This is a genomic window from Govania unica, assembly GCF_027920805.1.
Classification (GTDB): Bacteria; Pseudomonadota; Alphaproteobacteria; order Sphingomonadales; family Govanellaceae; genus Govanella; species Govanella unica.
Genome location: NZ_JANWOI010000003.1, coordinates 1 through 26939 on the forward strand (window position 1 = coordinate 1; position 26939 = coordinate 26939).

General features: G+C 56.7%; 21 protein-coding genes, 1 tRNA gene and 1 pseudogene. 7 read left to right on the forward strand and 16 right to left on the reverse strand.

Translation table 11 applies throughout. From position 1 onward, the window contains the following. The first annotated feature begins 256 nt into the window (after positions 1 to 256). From NYP16_RS07905 to NYP16_RS07915, 3 genes are all read left to right on the forward strand, one after another. Positions 257 to 333 (forward strand) — tRNA-Met (locus tag NYP16_RS07905). Positions 334 to 626: 293 nt separating this feature from the next. Next, the gene (locus NYP16_RS07910; protein ID WP_274943586.1) at positions 627 to 1427 is read left to right on the forward strand and encodes an HD domain-containing protein; all 801 of its coding nucleotides are present in this window, start codon (positions 627 to 629) and stop codon (positions 1425 to 1427) included. Positions 1428 to 1938: 511 nt separating this feature from the next. Further along, a complete protein-coding gene (locus tag NYP16_RS07915; protein WP_274943587.1) occupies positions 1939 to 3798 on the forward strand; it encodes a 5'-methylthioadenosine/S-adenosylhomocysteine nucleosidase family protein in 1860 nt (619 codons plus the stop codon). On the opposite strand, the gene NYP16_RS07920 is transcribed toward NYP16_RS07915, so the two are convergent. The 6 genes and pseudogenes from NYP16_RS07920 to NYP16_RS07940 all read right to left on the reverse strand — a co-directional run bounded on the left by NYP16_RS07920 (position 3788) and on the right by NYP16_RS07940 (position 9001). Continuing rightward, positions 3788 to 4336, reverse strand: coding sequence for a hypothetical protein (locus NYP16_RS07920; protein WP_274943588.1), 549 nt, complete (start codon positions 4334 to 4336; stop codon positions 3788 to 3790). The two genes, NYP16_RS07915 and NYP16_RS07920, sit on opposite strands and share 11 nt — an antisense overlap. Positions 4337 to 4477: 141 nt before the next feature. Beyond that, positions 4478 to 4693: pseudogene (locus NYP16_RS14630) on the reverse strand (HTH domain-containing protein); the annotation flags it as partial. Positions 4694 to 5060: 367 nt separating this feature from the next. After that, a complete protein-coding gene (locus NYP16_RS07925; protein WP_274943589.1) occupies positions 5061 to 6263 on the reverse strand; it encodes a hypothetical protein in 1203 nt (400 codons plus the stop codon). Positions 6264 to 6764: 501 nt separating this feature from the next. Then, entirely contained in the window at positions 6765 to 7007 is a 243-nt protein-coding gene (locus NYP16_RS07930; RefSeq protein WP_274943590.1) for a helix-turn-helix transcriptional regulator, read from the reverse strand. 93 nt (positions 7008 to 7100) lie between these two features. Further along, positions 7101 to 7829 (reverse strand): hypothetical protein, encoded by a 729-nt coding sequence (locus NYP16_RS07935; protein WP_274943591.1) that lies wholly within the window; start codon positions 7827 to 7829, stop codon positions 7101 to 7103. Next, positions 7826 to 9001, reverse strand: coding sequence for a site-specific integrase (locus NYP16_RS07940; RefSeq protein ID WP_274943592.1), 1176 nt, complete (start codon positions 8999 to 9001; stop codon positions 7826 to 7828). The genes NYP16_RS07935 and NYP16_RS07940 overlap by 4 nt, the downstream gene beginning before the upstream one ends. Positions 9002 to 9387: 386 nt before the next feature. On the opposite strand from NYP16_RS07940, the gene NYP16_RS07945 reads away from it, so the two are divergent. After that, the gene (locus NYP16_RS07945; protein WP_274943593.1) at positions 9388 to 10296 is read left to right on the forward strand and encodes a glycosyltransferase family 2 protein; all 909 of its coding nucleotides are present in this window, start codon (positions 9388 to 9390) and stop codon (positions 10294 to 10296) included. 6 nt (positions 10297 to 10302) lie between these two features. Here the strand turns inward: NYP16_RS07945 and NYP16_RS07950 are convergent, their stop codons facing one another. The 6 genes from NYP16_RS07950 to NYP16_RS07975 all read right to left on the reverse strand — a co-directional run bounded on the left by NYP16_RS07950 (position 10303) and on the right by NYP16_RS07975 (position 16581). Continuing rightward, entirely contained in the window at positions 10303 to 11262 is a 960-nt protein-coding gene (locus NYP16_RS07950) for a glycosyltransferase family 2 protein (RefSeq protein WP_274943594.1), read from the reverse strand. Between the two features lie 202 nt (positions 11263 to 11464). Further along, on the reverse strand, positions 11465 to 12745 hold the full coding sequence (locus NYP16_RS07955) for a glycosyltransferase (RefSeq protein WP_274943595.1): 1281 nt from the start codon (positions 12743 to 12745) through the stop codon (positions 11465 to 11467). Between the two features lie 173 nt (positions 12746 to 12918). Further along, positions 12919 to 14310, reverse strand: coding sequence for a M20/M25/M40 family metallo-hydrolase (locus NYP16_RS07960; protein WP_274943596.1), 1392 nt, complete (start codon positions 14308 to 14310; stop codon positions 12919 to 12921). A 69-nt stretch (positions 14311 to 14379) separates the two neighbouring features. Further along, on the reverse strand, positions 14380 to 15600 hold the full coding sequence (locus NYP16_RS07965) for an NAD(P)/FAD-dependent oxidoreductase (RefSeq protein WP_274943597.1): 1221 nt from the start codon (positions 15598 to 15600) through the stop codon (positions 14380 to 14382). Positions 15601 to 15627: 27 nt separating this feature from the next. Continuing rightward, positions 15628 to 16101, reverse strand: coding sequence for a 4-hydroxylaminobenzoate lyase (locus NYP16_RS07970; RefSeq protein ID WP_274943598.1), 474 nt, complete (start codon positions 16099 to 16101; stop codon positions 15628 to 15630). A 15-nt stretch (positions 16102 to 16116) separates the two neighbouring features. Next, entirely contained in the window at positions 16117 to 16581 is a 465-nt protein-coding gene (locus tag NYP16_RS07975) for a flavodoxin family protein (RefSeq protein ID WP_274943599.1), read from the reverse strand. Positions 16582 to 16698: 117 nt separating this feature from the next. Between NYP16_RS07975 and NYP16_RS07980 the strand changes: the two genes are divergently transcribed. The 3 genes from NYP16_RS07980 to boxB all read left to right on the forward strand — a co-directional run bounded on the left by NYP16_RS07980 (position 16699) and on the right by boxB (position 20760). Continuing rightward, complete coding sequence (locus NYP16_RS07980) at positions 16699 to 17592, forward strand: shikimate kinase (protein ID WP_274943600.1); 894 nt, start codon at positions 16699 to 16701, stop codon at positions 17590 to 17592. Between the two features lie 61 nt (positions 17593 to 17653). Continuing rightward, the gene (gene boxC / locus NYP16_RS07985) at positions 17654 to 19339 is read left to right on the forward strand and encodes a 2,3-epoxybenzoyl-CoA dihydrolase (protein WP_274943601.1); all 1686 of its coding nucleotides are present in this window, start codon (positions 17654 to 17656) and stop codon (positions 19337 to 19339) included. 23 nt (positions 19340 to 19362) lie between these two features. After that, the gene (boxB, locus tag NYP16_RS07990; RefSeq protein ID WP_274943602.1) at positions 19363 to 20760 is read left to right on the forward strand and encodes a benzoyl-CoA 2,3-epoxidase subunit BoxB; all 1398 of its coding nucleotides are present in this window, start codon (positions 19363 to 19365) and stop codon (positions 20758 to 20760) included. 45 nt (positions 20761 to 20805) lie between these two features. Here boxB and NYP16_RS07995 read toward each other — a convergent pair whose 3' ends face one another. From NYP16_RS07995 to NYP16_RS08010, 4 genes are all read right to left on the reverse strand, one after another. Next, the gene (locus tag NYP16_RS07995; protein WP_346742508.1) at positions 20806 to 22683 is read right to left on the reverse strand and encodes a M61 family metallopeptidase; all 1878 of its coding nucleotides are present in this window, start codon (positions 22681 to 22683) and stop codon (positions 20806 to 20808) included. Between the two features lie 77 nt (positions 22684 to 22760). After that, the gene (locus tag NYP16_RS08000) at positions 22761 to 23174 is read right to left on the reverse strand and encodes a GlcG/HbpS family heme-binding protein (protein ID WP_274943604.1); all 414 of its coding nucleotides are present in this window, start codon (positions 23172 to 23174) and stop codon (positions 22761 to 22763) included. Positions 23175 to 23177: 3 nt separating this feature from the next. After that, a complete protein-coding gene (locus NYP16_RS08005) occupies positions 23178 to 25334 on the reverse strand; it encodes a malate synthase G (protein WP_274943605.1) in 2157 nt (718 codons plus the stop codon). Continuing rightward, complete coding sequence (locus tag NYP16_RS08010) at positions 25331 to 26896, reverse strand: XdhC family protein (protein ID WP_274943606.1); 1566 nt, start codon at positions 26894 to 26896, stop codon at positions 25331 to 25333. Before NYP16_RS08010 ends, NYP16_RS08005 begins: the two co-directional genes overlap by 4 nt. Positions 26897 to 26939 lie beyond the last annotated feature (43 nt).

The window sequence follows — 26939 nt, forward strand, 5'->3', positions numbered from 1 at the left end:
CGAACTCGGACGTGAAACCCTGCCGCGCCGATGGTACTACCGCTTAAGCGTTGGAAGAGTAGGTCGTCGCCAGGCCTAGAAAGAAGAGAAATTCTAAACCTATCCACAAAGCCAAAGAACAAGCGCCTCCAAAGGGCGCTTTCTTCGTTTAAGAGGGTATACTTGTACCCAAGACACCAAGGGCCAGAGCAGCCCCCGTCGCCAAGGCGACACTCAAACAGCTCCTGGCTGCCGCAAAGCCAGTAACAAGAATCATCGCGGGGTGGAGCAGCCAGGTAGCTCGTCAGGCTCATAACCTGAAGGTCGTAGGTTCAAATCCTACCCCCGCAACCAAATAAAAAGCCGTCCAATCAATATGTTGGACGGCTTTTGCTTGTCTGGGTTAGTCGAGCTGAATGAGATACGGAAGCGGGGCGGAAGCGTTGCAGCTAAGTGGCACTTGAGCCGTTTAGCCTCAAACTACAGTGTTCGAACGCTCTGAACCTTCCTACGAAGCGATTCTCTTTTCGAGAGCTTGCGTTTTTTAGTGAGATATCTAAAGTTTAGAAATTAAAAGAATTTGCGCCACTTGCGCCACTTCCACTGTCAGACTGTATTGCCGCGATAAATCAGAGGGCTGAGTTTAAATGACCGTACGTGGCCATTCACATTTAGAGATGCTTGTCGATCAACTGGAGATAGATACGGAAATTATACCTTTCTCCCTACCGGACCCATTGGACGTTAGGTTGGACGTGGATGTAACTTATAGATTATTTGATCTACAGAAACTTGTACGATTCTACGGCCAACGATACTGGGAGGAGGAAACGAGCGAATTCGGGAAAGTTCCCGGAAGGCTTGAGCTAGAGAATGTAGCTGCCCATACCTTCAACGTTGCGCGTTGCGTGCTTCTGCTTGCGCCGCATTTCCCATGGCTCGACCGGGCGAAATCAGTTGAGCTAGCACTTGTGCATGACGAGCCTGAAATCGTCACTGGCGACAGGGATCCGGTAGGTAAGGATGGACAAGGGAACGATACACATGCCTTCAACCAAGCTCTCCGCCGCGACAAAGATTGCGAGGAGCGACGTGCTCTCGACGCCCTTGCTGCTACAATGCGGCATTCACTTCGCAGTCCCTATTTGAACATTTTTGATGAACTAATCGAAGCCTCCAGTGAAGAGGCTCAGTTTGTGAAGGCACTCGATAAGTTGCAAGCCCTCGTCTTCGTACGTCTTCGGAAGGGGGGGCGTATTACACCGGATCATGCGGCTTTCACTATAAGATATTCAAGGATAGGGGTTCATCGTTTCCCGCCGCTTCAGGAGCACTTTAAGATAGTGCTTCGGGATCTCCTCAATGACGTGGCTCAATCGCGGCCTGCAGAAGCTCTGTCATTTTATGACGAGGTGTTCGCCAAGCTTGAGAGCGCCGACCAACCATGAGGGCAGGGGGGGCGAGGCGGTATGCATTGATAGGAAAATCGGGTGCGGGGAAGTCCACAGTGGCCGACCAGATTAATCGGATCTATGGGATCCGACGGATATCGACAGGCATGATCTGCCGTCAGATCTCGATACTTCTATTCGGAAACGAAGATAAAGCGTCTACGCAGCGTATAGACGACGCTCTGACCGGGATCGATCCTTCAATCTTCCTACGTGCGGCACTACGGGACATAAAGTCAAAGGAAGAAATCTGCGTGGATTCCCTCCGATTTTCGGCAGACTATATGCTCGCGCGTGCTCAAGGCTTCAAGATCATCCGAGTGATAACGCCTGATGAGTTCAGAATGCGTCGTCTCGAAGCTAGAGGCCAGGTCTTTAACCCCGATGTTGACGGGAAGCACTGGTCCGAGAATGAGCTAGATGAAGTCTTGGCAGATTTCACGATCTGTAATGAGGGTACAAAAGATGATATTGAAACCGCAATCAGATCTATAGTCTCCACTGTCGCATGAGAAAGAATCTATTTCTCCATTTCCTGAACCGTGACACACGTGAAATTGTCAGGCTTTACGAAATCCTCGGAAGTGACGGCCATGCACGCACGCTTCGTGAAGCGATGAACTCTTGTGCAATGCTATGTGAGGATTTTTGCGTCGCGCCTCCAGGTTTCGTGGTGGAGGACAAGTTCACGTTCGAACTGTTTGAGGTTCAGTCTGCCTACCTTGCGCAAGGATTAGTTCGTCTTCCCATGCGGGAGACAAACCTCATGGATTTTGCTGAAAAGAAGCGGCACGAGTATTCATTCGCGCGTAACCGCTATTCAGGCCTTTTCGACGATACGCGAATGAACCTTCTCAGTTCGCATGGCGGCGCGCTGGTCCAACGAAAAGTCCAAATAGGGCCCGAGATCGTGGCCGGTTTTATGGGTGGCGTCGACACGCGATTGCCAGCATGGAAAGGCATGCGTGATTCCGCGCCACGGGATGTTATCGAGAATATGCGTGCCGTTCCCGCGAGATTGGCTGACCTTGGGAAGGCACTAACGTGGTCAAGTATTGAGCCCAATCTTGTGCGGGCTACATTACCTTACCACCGGCAGATACGCGGCGCTCTACAATACACCTACTTCAAAGAATATTGTCGAGAATTTAGAGCTATCGTGCTCACTGACATTCCATACGTTCCCGTGGAGTTCCATTTGCCGACAGACAACGCTGTGTACAACATGCGTAAGTTTCGTGCTTTTCTTGAAGTGATGAGTGCCGAGAAGCTTCTGCTCGCCTCCGCCGACACCATTATGAAGTTCCGCCGCCATCCGGGTTTCATTGAACTGATTGATGCATATAGTTGTTTGGCGATGTTCTTTAGTGATACCAATTTTCGGTATCAGCTATCGCAATCTATTAAAAAGACACCCTTCGAATGGTCACGGATACCCGAAAGGTTCGACTTGGCTATATCTGATCCATCTGACGTCGAGATTATCGAAATCGCGAGTGCGTGTGGCGAACTCGCTGGGGTTCTAAGGGAGGATCACAATCTACCACGGCGGGGGCACGAAGAGTCGCCAAACACTGGGAAGGCCATTACTGTTCAGAAGGGTCGACAATTGAAGATCGTAATATTTGTAGCGCTTGAGGAAGAACTTGAAGTACTTGTCGCGCATTTCGAACTGAAAAGGGGTTCGGGAAAACCTGCGGCAACTGGGAAGATCGGTGATGTAGATGTCGAGGTGCTTTGCCCTAGAACAATGGGCCGGGTCGCCGCTGCGATCGAGGTCACCCGCTATCTTTCTAAAGGCAATCCACCTGATTTGCTTTTTTGCATAGGCCTCGCTGGTGGGTTCAAAGAGCGTAACATCGAGCAAGGTGCAATAATCTGCGTTGAGACAGTTGTGGATTTAGCGACCCGAAAGGTGACTGACGACGAGAATGGGGGGGCCAAGTCAAAGTTCCGTCGGCGAGACTTTGAGTGTACTAGGGCTGTCTACGAGGTTGCGAAATCTGAAGATTTTGACGAAGATGTTTGGTCTACGTATTCTAAGAACAATTTCGACTGGCCAAAGGGCAGAACTCCATCTCTTTGGGAAGGTAAGATCGCCAGCGCGGACGAAGTCGTTGCGAGTGATGACCATCGACAGAAGATGGTGGAGTCTGGAGACAGACTGTTAGGCATTGAGATGGAGGCTGGGGGAGTATGCGCTGCGGCGAGCGAATTCAATGTCCCAGTTTCGGTCCTCCGCGTCGTTTCCGATATGGCAGACCCCTCAAAAAACGACGATAATTGGCGTGCTGTGGGTATGAGGACGCTCGCTGAACTGCTGAAACGTCTGCCGTATGACCGCGTGATTGAATTGGCTAAGAAATAGTCAGTTCTCCTACTGCGACGAGCTCGACATAGCGCGACGATATATACTCCAAAGTGGAAATGTCATTGATTTCAGCGGGGATCCGCATCCAACGTGGGGTGCGACCCGAAGGAAAGAGGTCAATGAATTCATCTGGGCTATCGCATTGGTACTGCACGAAAACAACCACGGAACTGTTCCGGTTCGGTGCATCAGCTATGCTTATGCAGTGAAAAGCCGCACTGGGCTTGCTGCTTGTGAGCTTGTGGATCTGGCGAATGGATGCGTTTGACTGCTCAGCTATCGTGCGTTTTGCGGCTAAATTGATACCGTACGGCTCGTCGGAAAATAAATCTGCATCCTTTCCTTTAATAAAGCCAAGTAAACCGATTGAACGTCCACTGCCAAACTCAGACCCATCTAATGCCGTCAAGGTCAACAATCCGTTGTTGGAGCTAATCATTACAAATAGCCGGAGATAAATCAGGTTGGCGTCGTTCTCAGCGACCCTCAGAGGCACCTCACGACGGAACCAATGCGCGATAGATTCGAACTTCACTGGACCGGACCCGCACTGCATAGTGGGCTCTAGATCCTGCCGGTTAGCGCAGAGAACGTCGAAATGTTTAAGTTGGTAGGCTCGTTGAGGTGCGACGTAAGTGCTATTGCTTCCACCAGCTTGGAGGCGAGACGCTAAAGCGAAGCGTCCGGGCGCAGTCCTAACAAAGATCGATCCTCTACGGTTGCGTAGGATGTCCTCGCATAGACGTGCGTGAAGAGTTTTGTACTGAGTCTTTCCAAACAGATGATCAGGGACTATTTGAAGGCGATAGGCCGCATCAAGTATCTCGCGAGCCGTAAGTGGCTGCCGCGACTTGCTAAGGACGACGTGAGACATCTTCAGGTATGAGTTCATCGGAGTCGTTACTCTAGCTTTCAGCTTCCCAGCAGCGCCAACGTTACCGATGAGCGCCAACTCTGTCACTAGCGTGCTGCGCTTTTACGCAAAGTCACTATATTGGGGTGTCTCGGGGCCTCCACTGCCTCAAACGAATATCTCAGCTTTGACTTCTTTGTCAGCTAAATTGGGGAATGACACTTCACAAAAGAGCGGAATCTGAAGCGCTTACTGGACGTCGCTGGCGCTAGCGGCAGTGCGTAGATGGGGTAGACAATGGCGCATGGCTCGCTCCAGTTGCCTAAAGATAGAGTTTTCTGAACACGTACACAAATACTAACTGCTGGATTGTACAGGTCATATTCTGCAATGTTTGAGGGCTGTATTATCTCAGTTGCCTATTTAGAAGATGCTTACGATATTTTCCGTGATCGAAGCGCTGATCTTCGACGAAGCGGAGGTTTTTGGCGATTTCGTTGAACTTTGTCTGAAAGGCTTCTCCCTCAGTTATTAGATAATTCTTCATCGTGTCATGCATGATCTGGGACAGGTGCTTCATGGCGGTGTCTGGATCAAGCCCAAGTGAAACGGCAAGTCCCGTCGCGTGGGCAATCATGAGCTTGGTATGGGTATCGATCTTCTGACTTCGCAGTACCTGTTTAAGCTGGCTGGGGAAAAGCCCGCAGCGATAGGGATCAAGTACGCTTCGCAGATTGTGCTGCACTTCTAACCAGAAGGGATGCAGTGTTTGCCGTGAGACATTACTGTCTTTTTGTTCGCTATCGAGATAGCGGATTTTCTCGGCAGCCATATGGAACACGTCGCCAATGGAATTTTCGATATCCTCGAAGGTAGATAGCTGCCATTGGTCCTTGAGGTGCTTCTTTCCGGCCCGGAACTCCACGCGGTAGACATCAAAGCTGCGGTCATTCGGGTCTATATCCCAGACATCGAACCAATAGAGTTTATTGCGCTTGATGGCTTCGCGGCGCTTGTCATAGATGATGACCTGCCGTCCCGGCATCTTGCCTATGGTGATGGACTCCACTTGCCGCCCACGGGAGCCAAAAGCAATCTGGCTATCTTCGCTTTTGTCGCCCAGGTAATTGCGTATCCCGGTGTGCGGATGAGCGAGCACGCGTTTGTAATCGAGCTCTAAGCCAGTCACTTTAAAGTCCATGGCAAAGTCGATGCGGTTGATACTGTGATCGGCCCAGCGTGCGCCCATGGCCTTGAGGTCGCGCCAGATCATGGCCTTCACGCCGTCCAAGCCATGGGTCAGTAGGCAGGCGGACCCAGCTGCAGCGAACAGGTTCCATTGACGGGGATCGGTACTGTGCTTGATCGACCAAACAAGGTCGGTTGGTCCGGCCTCCAGTCGATAGGCAAAGCCGCCGCGTTGTCCTGATGGGTGGACCTGGGCGTCATGCTTACCGGGGCCAATGAAGATTGCTTGCGCGGTTTGTGTCCGCTGCGCTTCCGTTCGGACGGTCTGAAGCTTATCCAAGTCCACGCGATCAAGTGCGCCCTGGATGGCGACATAGAGCGTGTCGAAGCCCGCATATAACAGTTCATAGTTTTCGCTCATTTAGGGGGTTCCTGTAATCATGGAGGGGGGTGTTACCAGGACCCCCCTCTTAAATTGCGATTTCGGTAGTTTGGAAGAGAGAGGGAAGGGCGCTCGCCGCTGGGCAGGGTTGCACCCCTTCGGGCTGCGCCCCTGTCCTTGCGGACCTAGCACCCGTGGTGCGGCGTCAAGATGCGCTCCGCCCACTCTCAGCCCCTGCGGGGCTTGCGAGCGGTTCCCCGCGAGCGATCTTGACGACTGAGAGGGCGGAGTGCGGTGCGACAGCTGCAAGGGCGGCTGAGAGGTCCTTGCCTAATAGGAAATACCGAACGGGGGATATGCAGGCTGTTTTCTATTAGGCGCCTGATCCCTGAGAGACCCAACTTGGTCTGTAGGAACGCGTCTCATAGAAACGGAATTTGCGGTTCTATTAGAACGCAAATTTTGGTTTCTAGGAGGGCATCTATCGCTTCTATATAGAAACCGAATTTATGCTTCTAAGGTGCGAGTTCTATATAGAGCTTAGCTGATATAGCGGCTGTCTGACGTTGATGAAACAAGCCGGTCCTCAATCCATTGCTGCAAGTCATCGGGGCGGTAGCGTACCGAGCGGGCCGAGACTTTCACAAAGCGTGGCCCACCACCACGCACGCGCCAGTTTTGCAGGGCGCGGATTGTGAAGCCTAAGAGAATGGCGGCCTCTTTCTCATTTAAGAGGCGATGAGCCGGAAGATTGTCGTTGGCGGCTTGCAGTGACTGTTTCATGGGGTTCTCCCTTAAATTGTTTCTGGTGAACCCTATTAATAGCCAGATTACGCTCACTGTCGTGCAAGTTCGCTGAGAACAATTGGGGGGCTTTTACCCCTGTATTTTTCTCAGTTTGCGGAACTTGGTTCGCTGTTCCGCCACGGTCGAAGCGAGAGATGGGATCTCATGGGCGGCCAAGGGGCGCAGCAAACTTTCGAGGAAGTCATAGGAGGCAGTGAGGCCCACGCCTTTTTCCACCTGGTGGGTCAGGGGGCGTCCGAGGTCCTGGGTCCAGAAATGGCAAAGGTGAGAAGTCCAGAACTTGAGCCCGATTTTGTTTTTGCGCCCGGCTTTAGGTTCGGGGAGGGCGGGGGCGGATTTATCGGCCAGGAGTTTAATGAGGCGGAGCCCTACGCGAGCTTGAGCATAGGTAACGAGCTCATAATCCGTTCCATGTTCACCTGGATAGGGGATTGCGGCTCCGATGGCGCAAAGCTCGCTATCGGGTGAGTCGATGTGGTTATAAAGTTGGTCTTCGGTCATCCGCAGCAGCCCGAGATGCTGTTTGTTCTCGTCAAGGCATTGGTCGAGCTCTTGGGCGAGCAGGGATATCTTGCTTAGCAGCGCCTTCCGTTCCTTGATAGTAAGCTGAGTGGCCTGGGCCGCATTTGTATTGAGGTAATCCCGCGTGCTGATGTCGAGGGAATTTAACAATCGGCGACGTAGCGTTTCAGGGATGTTGAAGCGGCTCATGACGACCTGAATATAATCATCGTCGTAAATCTCGAGTGTGCGTGGCTCTTGCAGGGGGAGTCCGTCAGGCCAACTGAGCTTGCTCATGATGCGGATGCCGTCGTTGATGGGGAGAACAGGGATTTGGCGATTTCCTGGGAGACCCGTTCCGCGGCGCTATGAACTGGGTCATCGGCGAGATGAGCATAGCGGGCCGTGGTCTGAACTTGGGAATGGCCGAGTAGCTTGCCGATCATGGGCAGGCTTTCGCCCAAGCCGACGGCCCCGGACGCGAAGGAATGGCGGAGGTCATGGATGCGGACGTTTTCGATACCGGCGAGCTTCCTGATCCGCTGCCAAGGCTTCTGGAAGTCCGTTGCATAGTGTCCCGGCACCTTGCCGCAAATCACGTAAGGATTGTCATCCTGCCGCTTGATGAATGCCAGTACGTCGAGGGCGGCGGTGCCGAGATAGACCTTCTTTGCCCCCGTCTTGCTGTCGGGGAGTTCCAGGGCATTGCCCCGGATATAGTCCCACTTCAAGGTCTGGATCTCGCCCAGGCGGCAGCCTGTGAGGATCAAGAGACGGTAGGCGGCGGCGACATAGGGGCTTTCCGTACCTTCTCGCTCAACGTCGCTCAGAACCCGCCCCAAGCGTTGCAGTTCATCCGGCTTCAGATAACGTTCCCGCTTTTCTTCCCGGTATTTCTTCACATGGCGACAAGGGTTCGAGCCGTCAGGGCGGAGGCCCCATTCTTCCGCCAGATTAAAGAGTTTGGATAAAACGCCTAAGGTGCGGTTGGCTTGATAGGGGATATGCTTATAGGCCTGGTGCAAACGGGCGATATCTTGACGGGTGATGTCCTGGACTTTGTGGCTACCAATGGCGGGCTTGATAAAGATCTTCACATTCCGGCGGTATTCAGCCTGTGTGGAGGGTTTGCAGTGATGGGCCACATGCTCGGCCAGGAAGCGGTCACAGAGTGCGCCAATGGTTGGGGCTTGAGAATAGACTCGCCGCTCTTCCGAGGGGTTGCCGCCCTTGGTGACATCGACTAGGAGTTCCTTGGCCTGTTTGCGAGCTTCATCGGGCGTCATGACGCCCGCTTTGGCAAAGGTCATGCGTCGGGTGCGTCCGCCGCTCCGGTACTGGATGACATAGGACTTGCGGCCTGTGGCGAAGACCCGCAGGCCAAAGCCGGGGACGTCATCATCCCAGATGAAATAATCGCTCGCTTGAGCGAGGGCGGCATCGACAATACGCTTGGTCAGGCGGGCCATGAACTCTCCACGGAAGCGATACGGAAGCATAGGATGGCGAAAGACATAATTCACAGACGCAACTGAGCGTAGCCGGATACCAACTAAATGGCAACATAATCAATGTCATGTGGGTTAATGGCGATGATGGTGAGAACTTAGCGTAACCGCTGTTCTCTATCTCATAACCTGAAGGTCGTAGGTTCAAATCCTACCCCCGCAACCAAATTAAAGAAAAGCCTCGCCCCTCAGGAGCGAGGCTTTTTCTGTCAGGGATTGAGAGCGTTACTGTAGTGGTGGTTTGAAATATTTTGTTATGCGATACATCCTAAGATGCGTTCGATGATAATGTCTGGGGGGCTTTGTTGACAAAGGGTGTTCAGTGGTGAGAAGGGGGAGTTAAAGACTTGTCGGTACAGACAGGAGCCGCCTTGGCCTCGGCGATTATACCAACGACTGCTCGAGCCGGGCGGGCGAAGTTATTGTGGCGGGCAATTGAGAGTGTGCGTCTGCAAAAAGGCACGCGAGTTCATATTATTGTCGTCGTTAACGGCCCCTGGGCCGACGATAAGCTTTTGGAGAGCTTGCGGGCTCAGCCAGATATTGAGGTTATTCGGCTCGCCGAGGGACATGTGGCACAGGCGCGTCTTGCAGGGCGTCGTCATGTAATCACGCCCTATTTTGCCTTTTTGGATGACGACGATGAGTTGTTGCCGGATATGGTGGGGACCGGGGCGGGCTTGTTGGCTGATAATCCTGCACTTGACGTCGTTGTATTCAATGGTCGTGCAGATGGTCCCAATGGTACAGAGCAGGTGTATTTCGAAGATTTTCTGCGCTTTCCGGTCGATTTTGAACGGGCGCAGGTAGAAGGAAATCTTATTGCCTCATGTGGTGCTGTGTATCGGACAGCAACCGTGGGCGTGAGCTTTTTCGAGCATTTGCCGAGAACTATGGAAATGACAGTTCTTGGTCACCGTTTGGCTGTTGAATGCCAGGTGAAGCGGTTAGATGAAATGGGCTTTTGGGTGCATACGCATGAGATGGATCGTCTCAGTGCGACCGGGTTATACAAGCAGGGGACAGTTGAGGTTCTAAACGCCATGGCTATGCGTACGGGCCGCCGCGATATTATAAGGCTGCTTGCCCGGCGCAAGGGGGCAGCATATCACGATTTGTCGACTTTGGCACTGCAGGCGGGGAACTGGGGGGAAGCCCTTAAATTCCATATTCGGTCTTTATTCTGTCCGAGCGGCTGGCGTTATGCGCTCTTCACTCGTCACTTTTTAAGGCCGAGAACAAAGTCAGGATCATAATTCGTCCTAATTGCCGGGCATTTTCAAACTGTGGAGAAGGCCGCGTGCGAAATCCTTGAGGGAGTACTGAGCTCCGTATCGTTTCAGCACAGGCCCTTCGCTTCTCATATCGGTGAGGCCCTTGCATGACAGAGTGTATTTAAAATCTGCCAATGTTTCATTGAGTGATGTTCTGACTATCTTGAGCTCAGCCTCACCAAGCTTATACATGGGCGCATTCACAATAAGCTCATTGAGGAGATCAAGGCGCGCCTTCAGTTCCTTTGCTGCATGTCTTGAATGAGTGGCATTGCTGCCATGATAGAGTTGCTTGCCGGCAATGCTCTTTGAGATATTGACAGGCCCGAGAGTAAACAGTTTGAGCCATGCTTGGCGATCCTCCCCATAGGCGCGCCCTTCCTCAAATCCCTTGATGTCTTCAAGGGCAGTTTTTTTGACAAGGTTGCAGCATATAGGCAGAAAGCTTCCGGCGAGAAGGCGGTGGTGGACGTTGCCGCCGATATGATGGCTCTGGTCTTCCTGGTCGATAGCGTATTGGATACCGGCTATCTCGAAAAAGGTCGGGAGGGCTGTTTCCTGGTCGCCAACCTGCTGGGCGCGATCGGCATCACAGAAGACAAGTTGGCTGTTTTTGTCAACGTGAGCCTGAAGCAATGCTTCATTGTGATGGGGGTACCAGATGTCATCTGCATCAAGAAAGGCGATCCAGGTCGAGCTTGCAGCTTTCCAGCCTGTATTGCGGGCCACGGCGACGCCCTGATTTCGTTGTCTGATGATTTCCAGTTTCAGCGAAGGGTGCTGGTCACGCCAATTTTCAATCCGCTTGATGCTGTCATCCGCAGAACCATCATCAACCACGATGATCTCCTGCACAGGATAGGTCTGGGCTGCGATGCTATTCAAAGCTGTTTCAATGAATTTTTCCCCATTGTAGCAGGGGATGACTGCTGAGATATCTTGCATCATGTACCAGCCAATCTTGGGTTGTTTGTATTTCTACATAGAATGGAGATATTCACTAATCTAATTGAGGATAATAATTTCGCCAAATTTCAGGTCAAGTTGTAAATATTTAAAGTCCTAATTCAAAAGGAAGCAGTCTGTTCATGTTCAAAATATGCAGAAGCGTTATCAATCTATTTTTGTCGAAATCGATCCGGGGCTTACTTCAGAGCGTTGTGAAGGTTTTCCGAAGATTATCTTGAATTCTGCTGCTTTCGAAACGGTCTTTGATCTGGTTGTGACCATTGGTGATGAGCCTGGTCCTTAGGGTATCGTCTTTTAAAAGAGTGAGGCAGGCCAAAGCGAAGTCTTCGCTGTTGTCGGCGAGGAGGATATCTCGACCAGATTGAAGGTCAAGCCCTTCGGCACCAATCGAGGTAGAGACCATCGGGCGGCCATATGAGAGCGCTTCCAGGATCTTGATGCGAGTGCCACCCCCGAAGCGGATAGGGGCGATGATAATCGCGGCTTGTTTGTAATAGGGTACCACGGATTCGACGCTGCCGGTGACCGTGATGAGGGGGTTTTCAGCAAGTGCCTGAACAGCTGGGCCCGGATTGTGGCCAACTATTTTCAGCCGGATCTCGCCATCGTACTGACGCCGGAGATGGGGAAGAATTTCGGTGGTGAAATAGAGGATGGCGTCCTCGTTCGGAGGGTAGGCCATGTTGCCGAGAAAAAGGATCTCGGTCAGATTGCCGGGGGGCGGACTTTGCAGTCGCTCCATCAGAGGATAAGAGTTTGGCACCACATGAATGGCGACCTTGCCAGCCCGGCGACTAAGACGCTTCTTGTCTACGTCAGAACAGACGCTAATGGCGTCAGCTTGTTTCTGGATTTTGCATTCAAGTCGCCAGAAGCCAATCAGCTTCAACCAGGCAAGGATGGATCTGACGCGGCCGATAGTGGGACGGAGAAAGGGCATTTCCCGCCATGCAGCCAGGCTTTCGATATCGTCAAAGTCCACATAAAGCTTGTTTGCTTTGAGACCGGCCGATGTATGGAGCTGCTGCCATACTTGGAATGAGCCGATGCGAAAACAAAAACAGACATCGTAATCTGCACGGCCATTTGCATCGCGCAAATATTTTTGGCTTTCGGGAGACATGCTGAATGGTTCGGTAAAAAGAGCGGCCACGCGCTCGGCTATTCTGCCGATGATGTGCCTCGGGCGCTCTGACGGCCGGGTATTCTGCAGGAGGAGGGCGTCGAACTTGTGGCAGAGGGCTTGCAAGGGGGCGGGGGCGATAGACTGATAGGTGTTTGCCGAGACCGTGGCGATCAGGAGGTGGACCTCGGCCCAGTGCGACAGGGCTTCGAGATGCGACCAGGCTCGTTTCTGAATGCCGGTGCCATTTTGCCTCGGCTCAATGGGCGAGAGAAAAAGAATGCGCGGCCGTTGTGATTGTTGTGCAGAGATCCTATCCACAGTGTTGCGAGAGAGCATAGTTATAGGCTCATTCTATATTTTTGAGGCTTTACTTCAGCCAGCCCGAAAATGAGTGGAAACTGGCAATGGAATGCCGTTGGACGGGCTAATTAGCCCGCTCTCATGCGGATTGGCCTGAGGTGACGCCGGTTGATAATTTTTCCCGTATCACCTCAGGCCAGTTTAGCCGTTCAGTGGCTGGGCTGCAGTGGGAGTCGCGCGAATGTGCTGTCGGCGTTGGCGGCGATCCAGAGAATGACTGCCCAAGTGGCGGTATTCTGAGTAAGCGCATCCTTGTTGATTTTGTCGAGGGTGTCGTCCGGCGTGTGATGCAGGTCGAAATAATCCAGGCCGTCCTGGAACGGGGCGATGAGGGGTACGCCGAGCTCGACGAGCGGTATGACGTCCGGGGCGGGGTCGCCGTTATTGTCGCCGGTCATCACGCCAAGTGGGGCCAGTACACGGAGCATGGATTTGATGGTGCCGAGATCTTCGGGATTGACCTTGCTTGAAAGCTTGAGGATGCGTCCGGCGCCAAGATCGCTTTCGCCCACCAGAGCATGCGGGACGTCGCCATATTTCGCGGCATAGGCGCGGGCGCCATAGATGCCGATTTCCTCGGATCCGAACCAGACGATGCGGATGGTGCGGCGCGGGCGCTTGCCGGAGTCGAGAATGGCTTTGGCGGCGGCGGTGGTCAGGGCGACGCCCGCGCCATCGTCGATGGCTCCGGTTGCGAGATCCCAACTATCGAGATGGCCACCTGCCAGCACCAGGCCGAGGCTCGGATCGGTGCCCGGAATTTCCGCGATCACATTGCCGGATTGGAGCGTGCCAAGGCTGCGCGGCGTCAGGCGAAGCTTGATCCGCACGGGCTTGCCGCGGGAGAGCACACGCTCAAGCTGGTCGGAATCGGGCAGGGCCAGGGCAGCGGCAGGAATGGGGGTGACGCCTGCGGCCCAGACGGTTCCGCCGGTATGCGGATTGCGGTGATGATCGGTGCCAAGGGAGCGGATGATGATTGCCGCCGCTCCTTTGCTTGCGGCGATGGAGGGCGCTGCGGTGCGGATGGGGTTGAGCTTCACGTAATTGGCGGAAAGGTCCTGCATGCGCGGCATACGGTGGGTGATGAAAACGATCTTGCCCTTGATGGCTTTGTCAGGGGCGGCTTCCATCTCTTCAAGGCTTGAAAAGGGGACAACCTCGGCTTCGATCCCTTGTTCCGGGGTGGCGCCGGAAAAGCCGAGCGCGGCCAGTTTCAGGGCTTGCGGGAAGGGCGTGGTGATGTAGGCTTTTTCCGTACCGCGTTCCCAGCCGGGAACGTCGAAGGTTTCGATCCGGACATTCTTGAAGCCGAGCGCGGTCAGTTTTTTCACCGCCCATTGCCGGGCGTTGGCTTCGGCAGGGCTGCCAGCGAGGCGCGGGCCGGTTTCGGTGGTCAGGCTTTCAACAATGTCCCAGGCATGATTTCGTTCAAGTACGCTGTCACGCAGATGTGCGGCTTCTTCTTCAAGGGTACGCGGCGCGGCGGTAGCGGCAAAACTGGTGCTGACAACAAGCAAGGCGAACAAAGCTGAGCGCATCTATGTGATCTTCCCCGATTATCGATGATTGTTATGATCTGTTTTCATATAATGCTGCATCAAAAATTATTAGGCTAGTGTTTTGAGGGGGATGGTCTCGTCGGCCAGAGCTTCGGGGCTGGCTGTGACGGCGTTCTGGACCAGCTTGCGGCCATGCATGTAATCCCGCGTGGCATTGACGCAATCGAGGGCGATGACCTGGCCTTGTTTGAGGTAAATGACTGAAAAGCTGCGGCTTTCCGGCGTGCCGCGCAGGACCAGATCGTCATGACCCGTGGACAGTCCAACGGTCTGCAGGCGGAGGTCATATTGGTTCGACCAGAACCAGGGAACGGCGTGATAGGGCGCGGGCTCCCCCATCAGGCATTGGGCGACGACAGCGGCCTGATCATTGGCGTTTTGCACTGATTCAAGACGAATGCGGGCGTTCGCGTGACGGTTGTCATGGAGAGCGCAATCGCCGATTGCATAGATGTCGGGCAGGCTGGTGCGGCAATAGTCATCGACGAGCACGCCGTTGTCGCCGGATGCACCGGCCGCGATCAAGGGCTCCACCGCCGGGACGATGCCGATGCCGACGATGATCATGTCAGCGGGCAGATGGCTGCCGTCGGCGAGATGGACGGCGCTGGCCCGACCATTTTCTCCGCTGATTGCGGTAACGGATATGCTGGTGCGCAGGTCGACGCCCTCGGCACGGTGCGCGGTTTCGTAAAAGCGCGAGATCGGCTCCCCGGCCACACGGGCCAGCACCCGGTCGAGCGCCTCAAGCAGCACGACCTTTTTGCCGAGTTTGGTCAGCACGGCGGCCGCTTCAAGTCCGATGTAACCGCCGCCGATCACGGCCACGCGGGTCACGCTGTCAAGCGCGGCCATCATATGATCCACATCGGCGCGATTGCGCACGGCATGAATGCCCGCGAGATCCGCGCCGGGGCAGCTGAGCGCGCGTGGCCGCCCGCCGGTGGCCCAGATCAAGCTGCCGTAGCTGAGGCGGGTGCCATCTTCCAGCGTCACCGCATGGGCATCGGGATCGACCGTTGTCACACGCTGGCCGAGCATCATGGTCACGTTTTTTTCCGCCCAGAACCCGGCCGGGCGGATCATGATGCGTTCGAACGGCTTTTCACCGGCGAAATAGTCCTTGGACAGCGGCGGGCGTTCGTAAGGATAATCAGGCTCGTCGCCGATGATGGCGAGCGACCCGGCATAGCCTTTCTGGCGCAGGAGAATGGCGGCCTGGGCTCCGGCATGACCGGCGCCCACGATCAGGATGTCGAACTGCTGCATGATGGGTGGGCTTTCGGATAAACGTCTTCAGGCGGCGGTGAACTCGATCGCGCCGCCGGGCAACAGATAGAGCACAAGGGCGCGACCACCCACGACGGTGGGGGAATGGGCCGAGCCGGGTTCATAGACCTTCCAGCCGCGCGCGACGCCATCGAAGGCGGCCGCAGCGTCGAGCGGCATAACCAGATCGATTTCGCCGTTCGGGTGGCGATGGTGCGGCCCGACGATGTCATCCATTTCGACCACATCGACGGAAAAGCCGTGGGTGGCGTCGCCGGGTTTGATCGCGCGGCCGAATTTGATGCCACCGGCCTCGCGGGCGCAGAGCCAGCCTTCGGCACAGCCCTGACGGCAAAGTGCCTCAAGTTCCGCGAGCCAGGGGCCGTCGGCGGGAAAGTCGCTATTCAAACTGGTCGCGAGCGCGGGGGTGAGCGGCATGTGCTGGACGTGCCCGGTGACGCTGGCGATGAGGTCGATGAAACGAGCTGGCACGGACGTCATAACGGTTCCTTCCTGTCAGGCGACTTGTTTCAGGCGCGGAATCCAGCCATTGGCCCAGATTGCGGCTTCATCTTCGGCGAGGGTGCCGCTTGCGGCGTCATGCTGCATGAGCGGGGCGAGGCGTTCGGCACCCTTGGCGGCAAAGAGCGCGTCCCATTTCCGGCCGCCTTCGCAAAAGGTCGCGGCATAGGTCATGTCGCCAAGGCCGAACACCAGAAAGCTTTTGCCGGCGAGGCTGCCGCTGGCTTCGATCGCCTGATAAAAATCCTTCCCATTGTCCGGAATATCGCCATGACCATAGGTGGAGGAGACGACGATCAGCAGGTCATGACCGGCAAGCGTGCTTGGCTGCAGGTGATCCATCAGCAGGATGTCGCTTTCGAGGCTCGCAGCGCTGAGGGCGTCGGCAATTTCTTGCGCGCAAATCTCGGCGGTCCCTGTCATAGTCGCCACGAGGATTGCGATGCGCGAACTGGTCATGGTCCTGGTCTCATTGTTATTTCTGTGGCCTATGGTCTTTATATGCACTATATAGCATATTTGCAAGCGTGAACGATAGCGACGGTTAGCAACATGGCGAATGTCAGGAAAAATGCTGTGCCTCAGAAGGCGCAAGCCCAGGCCGATCCCGGGGCGTCCGGGAATATGGAGCTGGGTGCGCGGCTGCGCTCGGCGCGGGCCAAAATCGGCATGACCCGCAAGGATCTGGCGCGGGCGTCGGGGGCGTCTGAGCGGTATTTGTCACATCTTGAGGCGGGGGACGGGAACCCGTCGTTGAATGTGCTGGCCGATCTGGCCCAGGCGCTTGATCTTGCCGTGGCCGATTTGCTGCCGTTGGGCGGGGAGCGCAGCGCTGAGCAGGCACAGGCTGCGGCCATGCTGCGCCGGTTGCCGCCGGAACGGCTTGAAACAGTGATGGACTGGCTGCAGAAAACCGCCGTTCACAGCAGCCGCAAGGGCCGGCGCATTGTGCTGATCGGGTTGCGCGGGGCTGGGAAAACCGCACTTGGGGCGGCACTGGCCGACCGTCTCGGCGTGCCGTTCATCGAATTGTCCAAGGAAGTCGAAAAAGCCTATGGCGGCAGCATGGGCTTGCTGCTGGAAATGGGTGGCCAGAATGTCCTCCGCCGTTATGAGGCCGAGGTTTGGGACCGGATTTGTCGTACCCAGGAGGCGGCGGTGATCGGCGCGCCCGGTGGTATTGTGGCCGACGGGCCGCTTTATGAACGGGTGCTTGGCGCCGCGCATAGCATCTGGTTGCAGGCGAGCCCCGAGGATCATATGTCGCGGGTGGTGGAGCAGGGGGATTTCCGCCCCATGGCCATCAGCCGCAGTGCCATGGCTGATTTAAAGGCCATTCTAGATGCCCGCACGCCCGATTATGGCCGGGCTGACGCGCATTTGAATACCTCCGCGCAGGATTTTGACCAGACGGTTCGGCTGCTGGAGGATGTGGCGCGCGGGTTGCTGGACGTAAAAACTGCAATATAGTGCTTGTTGCGGCCGGTTTATGAGTTATAGTGCTGTCGTCGACTGACGAGGAGCGCCGAATATGTCCCTTCCTGTTATGAAAACCTGCCCTGCCCCGAACCATGATGTCTGCTATGACCGCGACCCGGCCGCCTACAGGCATTGGACGGTCTCGGTCGAGGGGCGGATCGCCACCGTGACCATGACGGTCGATGCTGATGGCGGGCTCGTGGATGGCTATAAGCTCAAGCTCAACAGCTATGACCTTGGCGTCGATATGGAGCTTTATGACATCGTGCAGCGCTTGCGGTTTGAACAGCCGCAGGTGGCCACGGTGGTGCTGACGTCAGGCGCGGATCGCATTTTCTGTTCGGGCGCGAATATTTATATGCTTGGCCAGTCGAGCCATGGCTGGAAAGTCAATTTCTGCAAATTCACCAATGAAACTCGCAATGGCTTCGAGGACAGCTCGGCCCATGACAGCTTGAAGTTTCTGGCGGCGGTGAATGGGGCTTGCGCGGGCGGCGGTTATGAACTGGCGCTGGCCTGCGACGATATTCTGTTGATCGATGATCGTTCGTCGGCGGTGTCGCTGCCGGAGGTGCCGTTGCTGGCTGTGCTGCCGGGCACTGGCGGGCTGACGCGGATTGTGGACAAGCGCAAGGTGCGCCGGGACCTTGCCGATGTGTTCTGCACGTCCGAGGAAGGCGTGCGCGGGCGGCGGGCCAAACAATGGGGGCTTGTGGATGAGATCGCCACGTCCGGCCGTTGGACCGAGACGGTGCGGGCGCGGGCCGAGGCGCTCGCTGTGGATAGCAAAAGACCAGTGGGTGCGACAGGCATCGTGCTGACGCCGCTTCATCGTGTGAGTGATGCGGACGGCTATCATTATGAGCATGTGGATGTGCGGTTTGATTATGACCGCCGGTTTGCCACCATCACTGTGAAGGCTCCGAACGGGGCCCCGCCTGAAGGTGGTGAGGCCATGCAGGCGGAAGGTGTGGCGTTCTGGCCGCTGGCCATGGCGCGTGAATTGGATGATGCCATTCTGATGCTGCGCACCAACCATCCGGAGCTTGGGCTATGGGTGCTGGAGACGCGCGGCGATGGGGCCAAGGTTCTTGGCTATGACGCGGCCATGGCGGCGGCGGCCGGTCATTGGTTTGTGACCGAGACGCTGGGGATGATCCGCCGTACGCTCGCGCGGCTTGATGTATCGTCGCGCTCGCTTTACGCCATTGTGAAACCCGGATCGGCCTTTGCCGGAACGCTCGCGGAGCTGCTGTTCGCGGCGGATCGCGGTTATATGCTTGAGTTGCTGTCCGAGCCTGAAAAAGGCCCGGTGTTGCATCTTGGGTCGGCCAATTTCGGGCTTTATCCCATGGTCAACGGACTGACGCGTTTGGGCAGCCGGTTTCTTGGGAGCCCGGAGCGGATTGCCGAGCTTGAAACTTTGGTGCAGTCGCCGATTCCGTCGGGGGAGGCTTATGATCTTGGGATTGTTACTTTTGCGCCGGATGACATCGATTGGGATGAGGAAATTCGCCTGGCCATTGATGAGCGCGCGGGGCTTTCGCCGGATGCCCTGACCGGCATGGAAGCGAGTTTGCGCTTTGCCGGAGCGGAGACGGTGTGGTCGAAAGTGTTCGGTCGCTTGTCGGCCTGGCAGAACTGGATCTTCATTCGCCCGAATGCCGTCGGCGAGGGCGGGGCGTTGAAATTATTCGGCACCGGACGCCGGGCCGAATTCGACAACAAGCGCGTCTGAGGCGCAGCGTAAGGAGAGCGATTATGGCGATCGACTATCAGTCCCGCATTCCGAACAATGTCGATCTGTCGACGGACCGTGGCCTGCAACGCGCGCTGGAGCATTGGCAGCCGGCCTTTCTCAACTGGTGGAAAGAGCTTGGGCCTGAACGCTATCAGGAGCATGACGTCTATCTGCGCACGGCTACCTCGGTCGATGCCAAAGGCTGGGCAAGTTTCGGTTATGTGAAAATGCCGGACTATCGCTGGGGTATTTTTCTTGCCGACAAGCAGGAAGATCGCAGCATCGGCTTTGGTGATTTCAAGGGCAAGCCGGTGTGGCAACAGGTGCCGTCCGAATATCGCGCGGCCTTGCGGCGCTTGATCGTGACGCAGGGCGATACGGAGCCGGCGTCGGTCGAACAGCAGCGCAAGCTGGCGCTGACCGCGCCGTCACTTTATGACATGCGCAATCTATTTCAGGTCAATGTGGAAGAAGGCCGTCATTTATGGGCGATGGTCTATTTGCTGCATGCCTATTTCGGTCGCGACGGGCGCGAGGAAGCGGAGGAGATGCTGCATCGTCATTCGGGCGATGTCGACAACCCGCGTATTCTTGGCACCTTTAATGAACCGATTGAAGACTGGCTGTCTTTTTTCATGTTCACCTATTTCACCGATCGCGATGGCAAATATCAGCTGAAGTCTCTGGCGGAATCCGGGTTCGATCCCTTGGCGCGCACCTGCAAATTCATGCTGACCGAAGAAGCCCATCATATGTTCGTGGGCGAAACCGGCATCAGCCGCATCATCCGGCGCACGCTTGAGGAGATGCAGAAAATTGGCAGCGACGATCCTGACGCGTTGCGCAAAGGCGGGGTGATGGATCTGCCGCTTTTGCAGCGCTATATCAATTTCTGGTATTCGTCGGCGTTGGATTTGTTCGGGGCGGAAATTTCGTCGAACGCGGCCAATTATTTTGCCAATGGGTTGAAGGGCCGCCCGGATGAAGACAGTTACGCCGATCATGATGCGTCGGACAGTTTCGAGATGCTGGACAGTCCCGACGGTGTGCAGAATATTCCGACGCGGAATGCCATGAATTACATCACGCGGTCGGCCTATGTGCGCGATTGCCAGATCGGGTTTACGCGTTGGAACCGCACTATTGCCAAGGCCGGATTTGATTTTGAATTGAAGCTGCCGTCGGAACGGTTCAACCGCAAAGTCGGCTTGTGGGGGCGACATGTGCTTGATGTGGATGGCAAGCCTTCGACGCCGGAGTCGGTCACTGCGGCGCTGCCGTCGGTGGCGGATCGGGATTATGTGAAGTCACTGATGGTGGCTGTGACCGATATGGGCAAGATCGCCAATTGGATCGCGCCGCCGGATCGTGGCATCAACAACAACGGCTTTGAATTTGATTATGTGCGCCTGGCATAAGGCATAAAGAAACGGGCCGGATGATCAATCCGGCCCGTTTGTGTTTTATTTGCGTGCGGCGAGGATCTCATCGAGACGGGCCGGAGTGCCGTCGACGCGTTGCAGTTGCGGATAGCGCAGGCCATCGAAATAACTGAGCTTGACCGTGCGGTAGCGATCTTCGTCTTGGATCAGGAGGTCAATCGCGGCCTTGCTGTTTTTGGCCGCAGTGATCGCAGTCTTCAATTGATCGGGGTCATAGGCGCGGCCATTCACGGCAATGATTTTCAGGCCGACGGTCAGTCCGGCATTGAAGGCGGCGCTGTCCCACATGACGGAATTGATCGCTCCGGATTTCGCAATCGTCAAGCCGAGCGAAAAGCGCAGATCGGTATATTTGCGCTGTGCCTCGACATTGACAAGATAGGCGGATGGGGTTGCGCCATACACAAGCTGATAGCCGCCGCGTTTCAATCCGTCGAGCGGGGCTTTGGGATTGATCGCCTCCACACGGGCTTTGAGGAAGGTGGCCCAGTCGTAGGGTTGGACTTTATTCAGGGCCGCGACCACGTCGTCGAAGACATAGGTGATCACCGTCTGGCCGTCGCGGGGGATGCCGAAGAAGGAGCTGGCGAAATCATCGAGCGAGCGTTTGCCATTGGACATTTCGCGGATCAGCGTATCGGCATCGAGCCAGATCAGCAGGCCTTCGTTGTAATAATCCTCCCGCCGCTGCCAGTTGCTCCAGGGCATGGAATTGCGGTTGGCGATGATCGGGTCGTTGGTGGTGTCTTCCAAGGTGCGCCAGACGCGACCGAGCTGATGGTCATAGGTTGCGGCGATGAGCGCGAGGGATTGCAGCGCCTGGTCTTTGCTGATCAGGCCAGAGCGCGCGTTCAGGACGGCGCCCCAATATTGCGTTTGGCCCTCATAGACCCACAACAGGCTGTCGCGCATGGGTTCGTTGAAGGTCGGGGTCCAGAGGTCGGCGCCGCGGCGGAATTTTCCATTCCAGGCATGGGTGAATTCATGGGGCAGAATTTCACGGGTGGAGGCTGATTTGTCCCATTCGGTGAAGAAGGTGGCTTCTACGCCATTTTCGCTTGATTGATGATGTTCAAGACCGATGCCGCTCAGCTCGTTGCTGAGGGCAAAGAGAAAATCATAATGATCATAGGGCTGCGATTTAAAAAGTTTATAGGCCTGGGTGACCATGGCGCGGTGATAGGCGATCTGCTGGTCGCTGGCGGCGAGAAATTCCGGGCGGTCGGCGACGATGTTCAGGCGCACTTTGGTGGTGGATTGTGGGTCTAGATCGATGGATTTGAAATAACGTCCGGCGAAGATGGGAGAGTCGATCAGTTTTTCAAACGACACCGGCTTGAAGCTGACGACATCCCCCTTGCTTGATGCACGGTCGAGCGCGGTGGCGAATTGCCAGCCCGCGGGAAACTTCACGTGGGCTTCGACCGGAATGCCACGGGCGAAATATCCTGCCGGATAAAGCGCCACAGTGTTCCATTGCAGATTGAGCATGTCGGGCGTCATGACCTTGCGGCCTTGTCCGCTGCCGCGCGGGGACAGGAACTGGTATTCAAGGTCAAGCGTGCTCACGCCTTCGGGCACGGTCACATGAAAGGCATAGACGTCCACCGTGTCCCGCGTCCAGTCGAGACGGGTGCCGTTGGCTTTGATGACGAGGCCTGCGAGTTTGTCGACCGGGCCGCTTGGCGAATGATGTCCGGGCAGCCATTTCGGGTAAAGCAGCGTAAAGGCCCCTGCGCGGTCCACCGGAATGGTTTGACGGACCCGGAAGATGCCGCGATCCGTATCCGTCGCGTCGACCTCAAGCCTGAGCGTGCCGGGATAGGCACGGTCTTCGGCCGGGGCGATGGCCGCGGGCAGAGCCTGGGGCTGCGGGTCGGCGAGCGCCAGGTTATGCATAAGACAGGTCTGGCTGAGGAGGGTGACTGCAATGAGGCTTGTGTAGCGCAAGGGCCTTTTCCTTTTTGTCGTTATGATCAGTCGAGCGTGGCAAGCAGATCCGCGCCCGCCTTGGCGATGATGCCGTCTTCAAAGGATTGCACGCCGGAGACGCCGATCGCGCCGACGATGTCGCCTTTGTAAAGCAGCGGAAGACCGCCTTCGAGTGCGACAAGGCCGGGGATCGTTGCGAGCACGGTTTTGCCGTTCTCGTAGGCATCCTGAAAATTCTTGGTCGGACGTTTGAAGCCGATAGCGCCCTTGGCTTTATTGATGCAGAAACTGGCCGAGGCGCTTTGGGTGCCGTCAAGGCGCAGCATATGCAGCAGGTGACCGCCGTCATCGACGATGGCGATGGCGACTCTCCAATTGTTGCGCAGCGCCTCTGCTTCGGCGGCGGCGGCGACTTTTTTGGCGGCGTCAAGTGTCAGCACATATTTTTGGGTCAACATGGATTAAAGACTTTCTGTGGTGAGTGTCTGCGCGGCTTTGGCTTCGCGCCGCCGGGCATGGAGAATGAATTCGGTATAGCCGTTCGGTTGTGTGCGGCCGAGAAAAACGAGATCGCTTGCCGCCTTGAAGGCCGGGCCATCGAAAGACGGCGCCATCGGGCGGTAATTTATATCATCGGCATTCTGCTGGTCGACGATGGCGGCCATATGTTTCAGGCGGGCACTGACGTCGGCGGCGGTGACGACGCCGTGATGCAGCCAGTTGGCCACATGCTGGCTTGAAATGCGTAAGGTGGCGCGGTCTTCCATCAGGCCGATGTTGTGAATGTCCGGCACTTTAGAACAGCCGACGCCCTGATCGATCCAGCGCACCACATAGCCGAGAATGCCCTGTAGGTTGTTATCGAGTTCCTGTTCGATTTCGGCGGCGGTGAAGGTCTCGGTCGTTACCGGGATGGTGAGAATGTCATCGAGCGATGCAGGCTTGCGCGTGGCGAGATCGCGCTGGCGTGCTGCGACATCCACCATATGGTAATGCAGCGCATGGAGCGTTGCGGCGGTCGGGGATGGCACCCAGGCCGTGCTGGCCCCGGATTCAGGATGGGCGATTTTCTGGGTGAGCAGATCGGCCATGTGATCCGGGATGGCCCACATGCCTTTGCCGATCTGGGCGTGGCCGGGGAAGCCGCTGGCAATTCCGGCGTCGACGTTGGCGTCTTCGTAAGCCTTGATCCAGCGCGCGCCTTTCATATGGCCTTTGCGCAACATGATGCCGGCTTCCATGGACGTGTGGATTTCATCGCCGGTGCGATCGAGGAAACCGGTGTTGATGAAAAAGATGCGCTTGGAGGCGGCCTCAATGGCGGCCATGAGATTGACCGTGGTGCGGCGTTCTTCATCCATGATGCCGATTTTGAGGCTGTAGGCGGGCAGCGACAAAAGGCTTTCGATGCGGGTGAAGACGGCGTTGGTGAAGGCGACTTCGTCTGGCCCGTGCATCTTGGGTTTGACCACATAGACGGCGCCGGTGCGGCTGTTGATCCGGTCATGGCGGGCGATGGCGGTGGAGATCACGGCATCGATCAGGCCCTCAGGCACAGGCGCGCCATCTGCGGTCGTGATCATGTCCGAATACATGTGCAGGCCGACATTGCGGACCAGCATCAGGCTTTGACCCTTGAGGCGGAGTTGGTCGCCACTTGCGGTTTTATAGCTGCGGTCGGGATTTAGCTGGCGCTTTAAAGTTCGGCCGCCTTTTTCGAAGGTTGCGCTGAGCGTGCCGCGCATGAGGCCGAGCCAGTTGCGGTAGACAAGAATTTTATCATCGGTGTCGACGGCGGCGACGCTGTCTTCCATGTCCATGATGGAGCTGAGCGCGGCTTCAAGCAGAATATCGGCAATGCCCGCCGGGTCATCGCGGCCGATGCGGTGGCTGCGGTCGATGACAAGGTCGATATGAAGGCCGTGGTTGCGGAACAGCAGGCTGGATGGCTGTGCCATCTCGCCGTTGTAGCCTACGAATTGTTCCGGGGATTTAAGTGTTGTGCTCAGGCCGCTTGCAAGCGTTGCTCGCAGGCCCTCGGGCGTGACGGCATAGGCGGTGACGTCACCGTGGGATGCGGCCAGCAGTGGCAGGAAACGATCGAGATAGGCGCGGGCGGCGGCCACCACGCGGGCACCGCGCCGGGGGTCGTATCCAGTTCTGGAGTCTGACGGATCATGGGCGACGGCGTCGGTGCCATAGAGGGCGTCATAGAGACTGCCCCAGCGTGCATTGGCGGCATTGAGGGCATAGCGCGCGTTCGAGATCGGCACCACCAGTTGCGGACCGGCAAGGGTCGTGACCTCGGGATCCATGTGGCGGCTTTCGATCGGGCGCGCGGTAGGGACGGGCAGGAGATAGCCGATGTCTTGCAGGAATTTTTCATAGCTTTGGAGATCCTTGCCCTTGTTCTCACGATGCCAGTGATCAATTTGAGTTTGCAGATGATCGCGTTTGGCAAGGAGGGCCGCGTTCTGGGCGGAGAAGTCGCGCAGGATGCTGGTCAGCGTGGACCAGAACAGTTTGGGGTCAGTACCGCTGCCGGGCAGGGCTTCCTGTTCTATGAAGTGATGGAGGGCGCGGTCTATGTGAAACTCTTCGATGACAATCCGGGTCATGATTTGCTCTCGCCTTTGAGCGCCGCAAAGCTTTCGGGGGTGTCGAGATCGGTGAGTACAGCTTTGTCCGAGACCGCCACATCGACGAGGACATCGCGATGCTGTTCGACGATGACGCGGGCACCTTGATCGCCGTCAAGGCTGAGGAGGGCGTCGAAATAGTCGCGGCCGAACAACACCGGATGGCCGGGTTGCCCGTTATGGATGGGACGGCAGATGGAACGGTTTTTGGACGGGCTGTAAGCCGCGAGGACGGCGTTGAGATGGAGCGGGCGCACGAACGGCATGTCGCCCGGCAAAATCATGGCCGCGTCGCAATCGGACGGCAGGGCCCGGATTCCGGCGCGGATGGAGGACGCCATGCCCTGCGCGTGGTCGGGGTTGTGCACGAGCGTGACGGGGAGGCCGTCGAGGGCCTGTTCGATAGCGGCAGCGTCATGGCCGGTGACGACCAGCACCTGTCCGGCGCGGCTGTCGAGTGCTGCTTCGACCGTGTGGCGGATCACGGCTTTGCCATCGATCAGCCGGGTCAGTTTATTGCCGGCGTCGCGCATGCGGCTTGAGGCCCCGGCGGCGAGCACGATCGCGGCCATCTGTGGGCGTTTGTCGCCCATGCGGCGTACATGGGTGATTTCGGCCATGATGGCAATGGCGATTTCGGCCGGGGTCGCAGCACCGATGGCGAGACCCACGGGGCCATGCAGGCGGGTCAGGCTGTGATCGTCGAGGCCCATGGTCTGCAACCGGGCACGGCGCTGGCTTTGGGTTTTGAGGCTGCCGAGCGCGCCGACGTAAAAAGCCTTGGACTGCAGGGCCACGAACAGCGCCGGGTCATCGATTTTCGGATCATGGGTCAGGGTGACCACGGCAGTGCCGCCATCGAGGCCGAGGGCTTCGAGGGCGTCGTCCGGCCATTCGGTGACGATGGTCACGCCGGGGAAGCGGTCATTATGGGCAAAAGCCGTGCGCGGGTCGATCAGTGTGACCTCATACCCCGCCGCGCGGGCAATGGTGACGAGCGGCAGGGCGATATGCACCGCGCCAATGATCAACAGCCGGGCTTCCGGCCCGAACACGCGGGCGAACACGCTGCCGCCTGGGGTGGTCACATGGCGGCTGGTGTCGCGGTCGATGGCCGGGGCGATCTGCGGGTCGGCCGGGGTGGCGAAATAGCTTTGGCCACCGTCGAGATGGAGGCAATAGGCGAAGGAGTCCTTGGCTTTGAGACGGCGGGCGATTTCGGGCACGGCACTGCCGCTGCCCACATGAACCTTGATGGTGCCACCGCAGGCGAGGCCGACCGCCCAGGCATCATCGGCTGAGACGCCGAATTCCATCAGCTGGTCGGGGCCTCCGGCGAGCACGTCCGTGGCCGCATGGACCACCATATTTTCAACGCAGCCGCCGCTGACTGAGCCGGTCATCAGGCCGTCGTCGCGTACGGCCAGAAGGCTTCCGACCGGACGCGGCGCGGATCCCCAGGTGGAGATCACGGTGGCAAGCGCCACCCGGTGGCCGCTGTCGATCCAGCTGTTGGCAGTAAAAATGACGTCGCTGTCCATGGCTTAAACCGATATGCTAGACGATATTATTTCAGACTGTGCC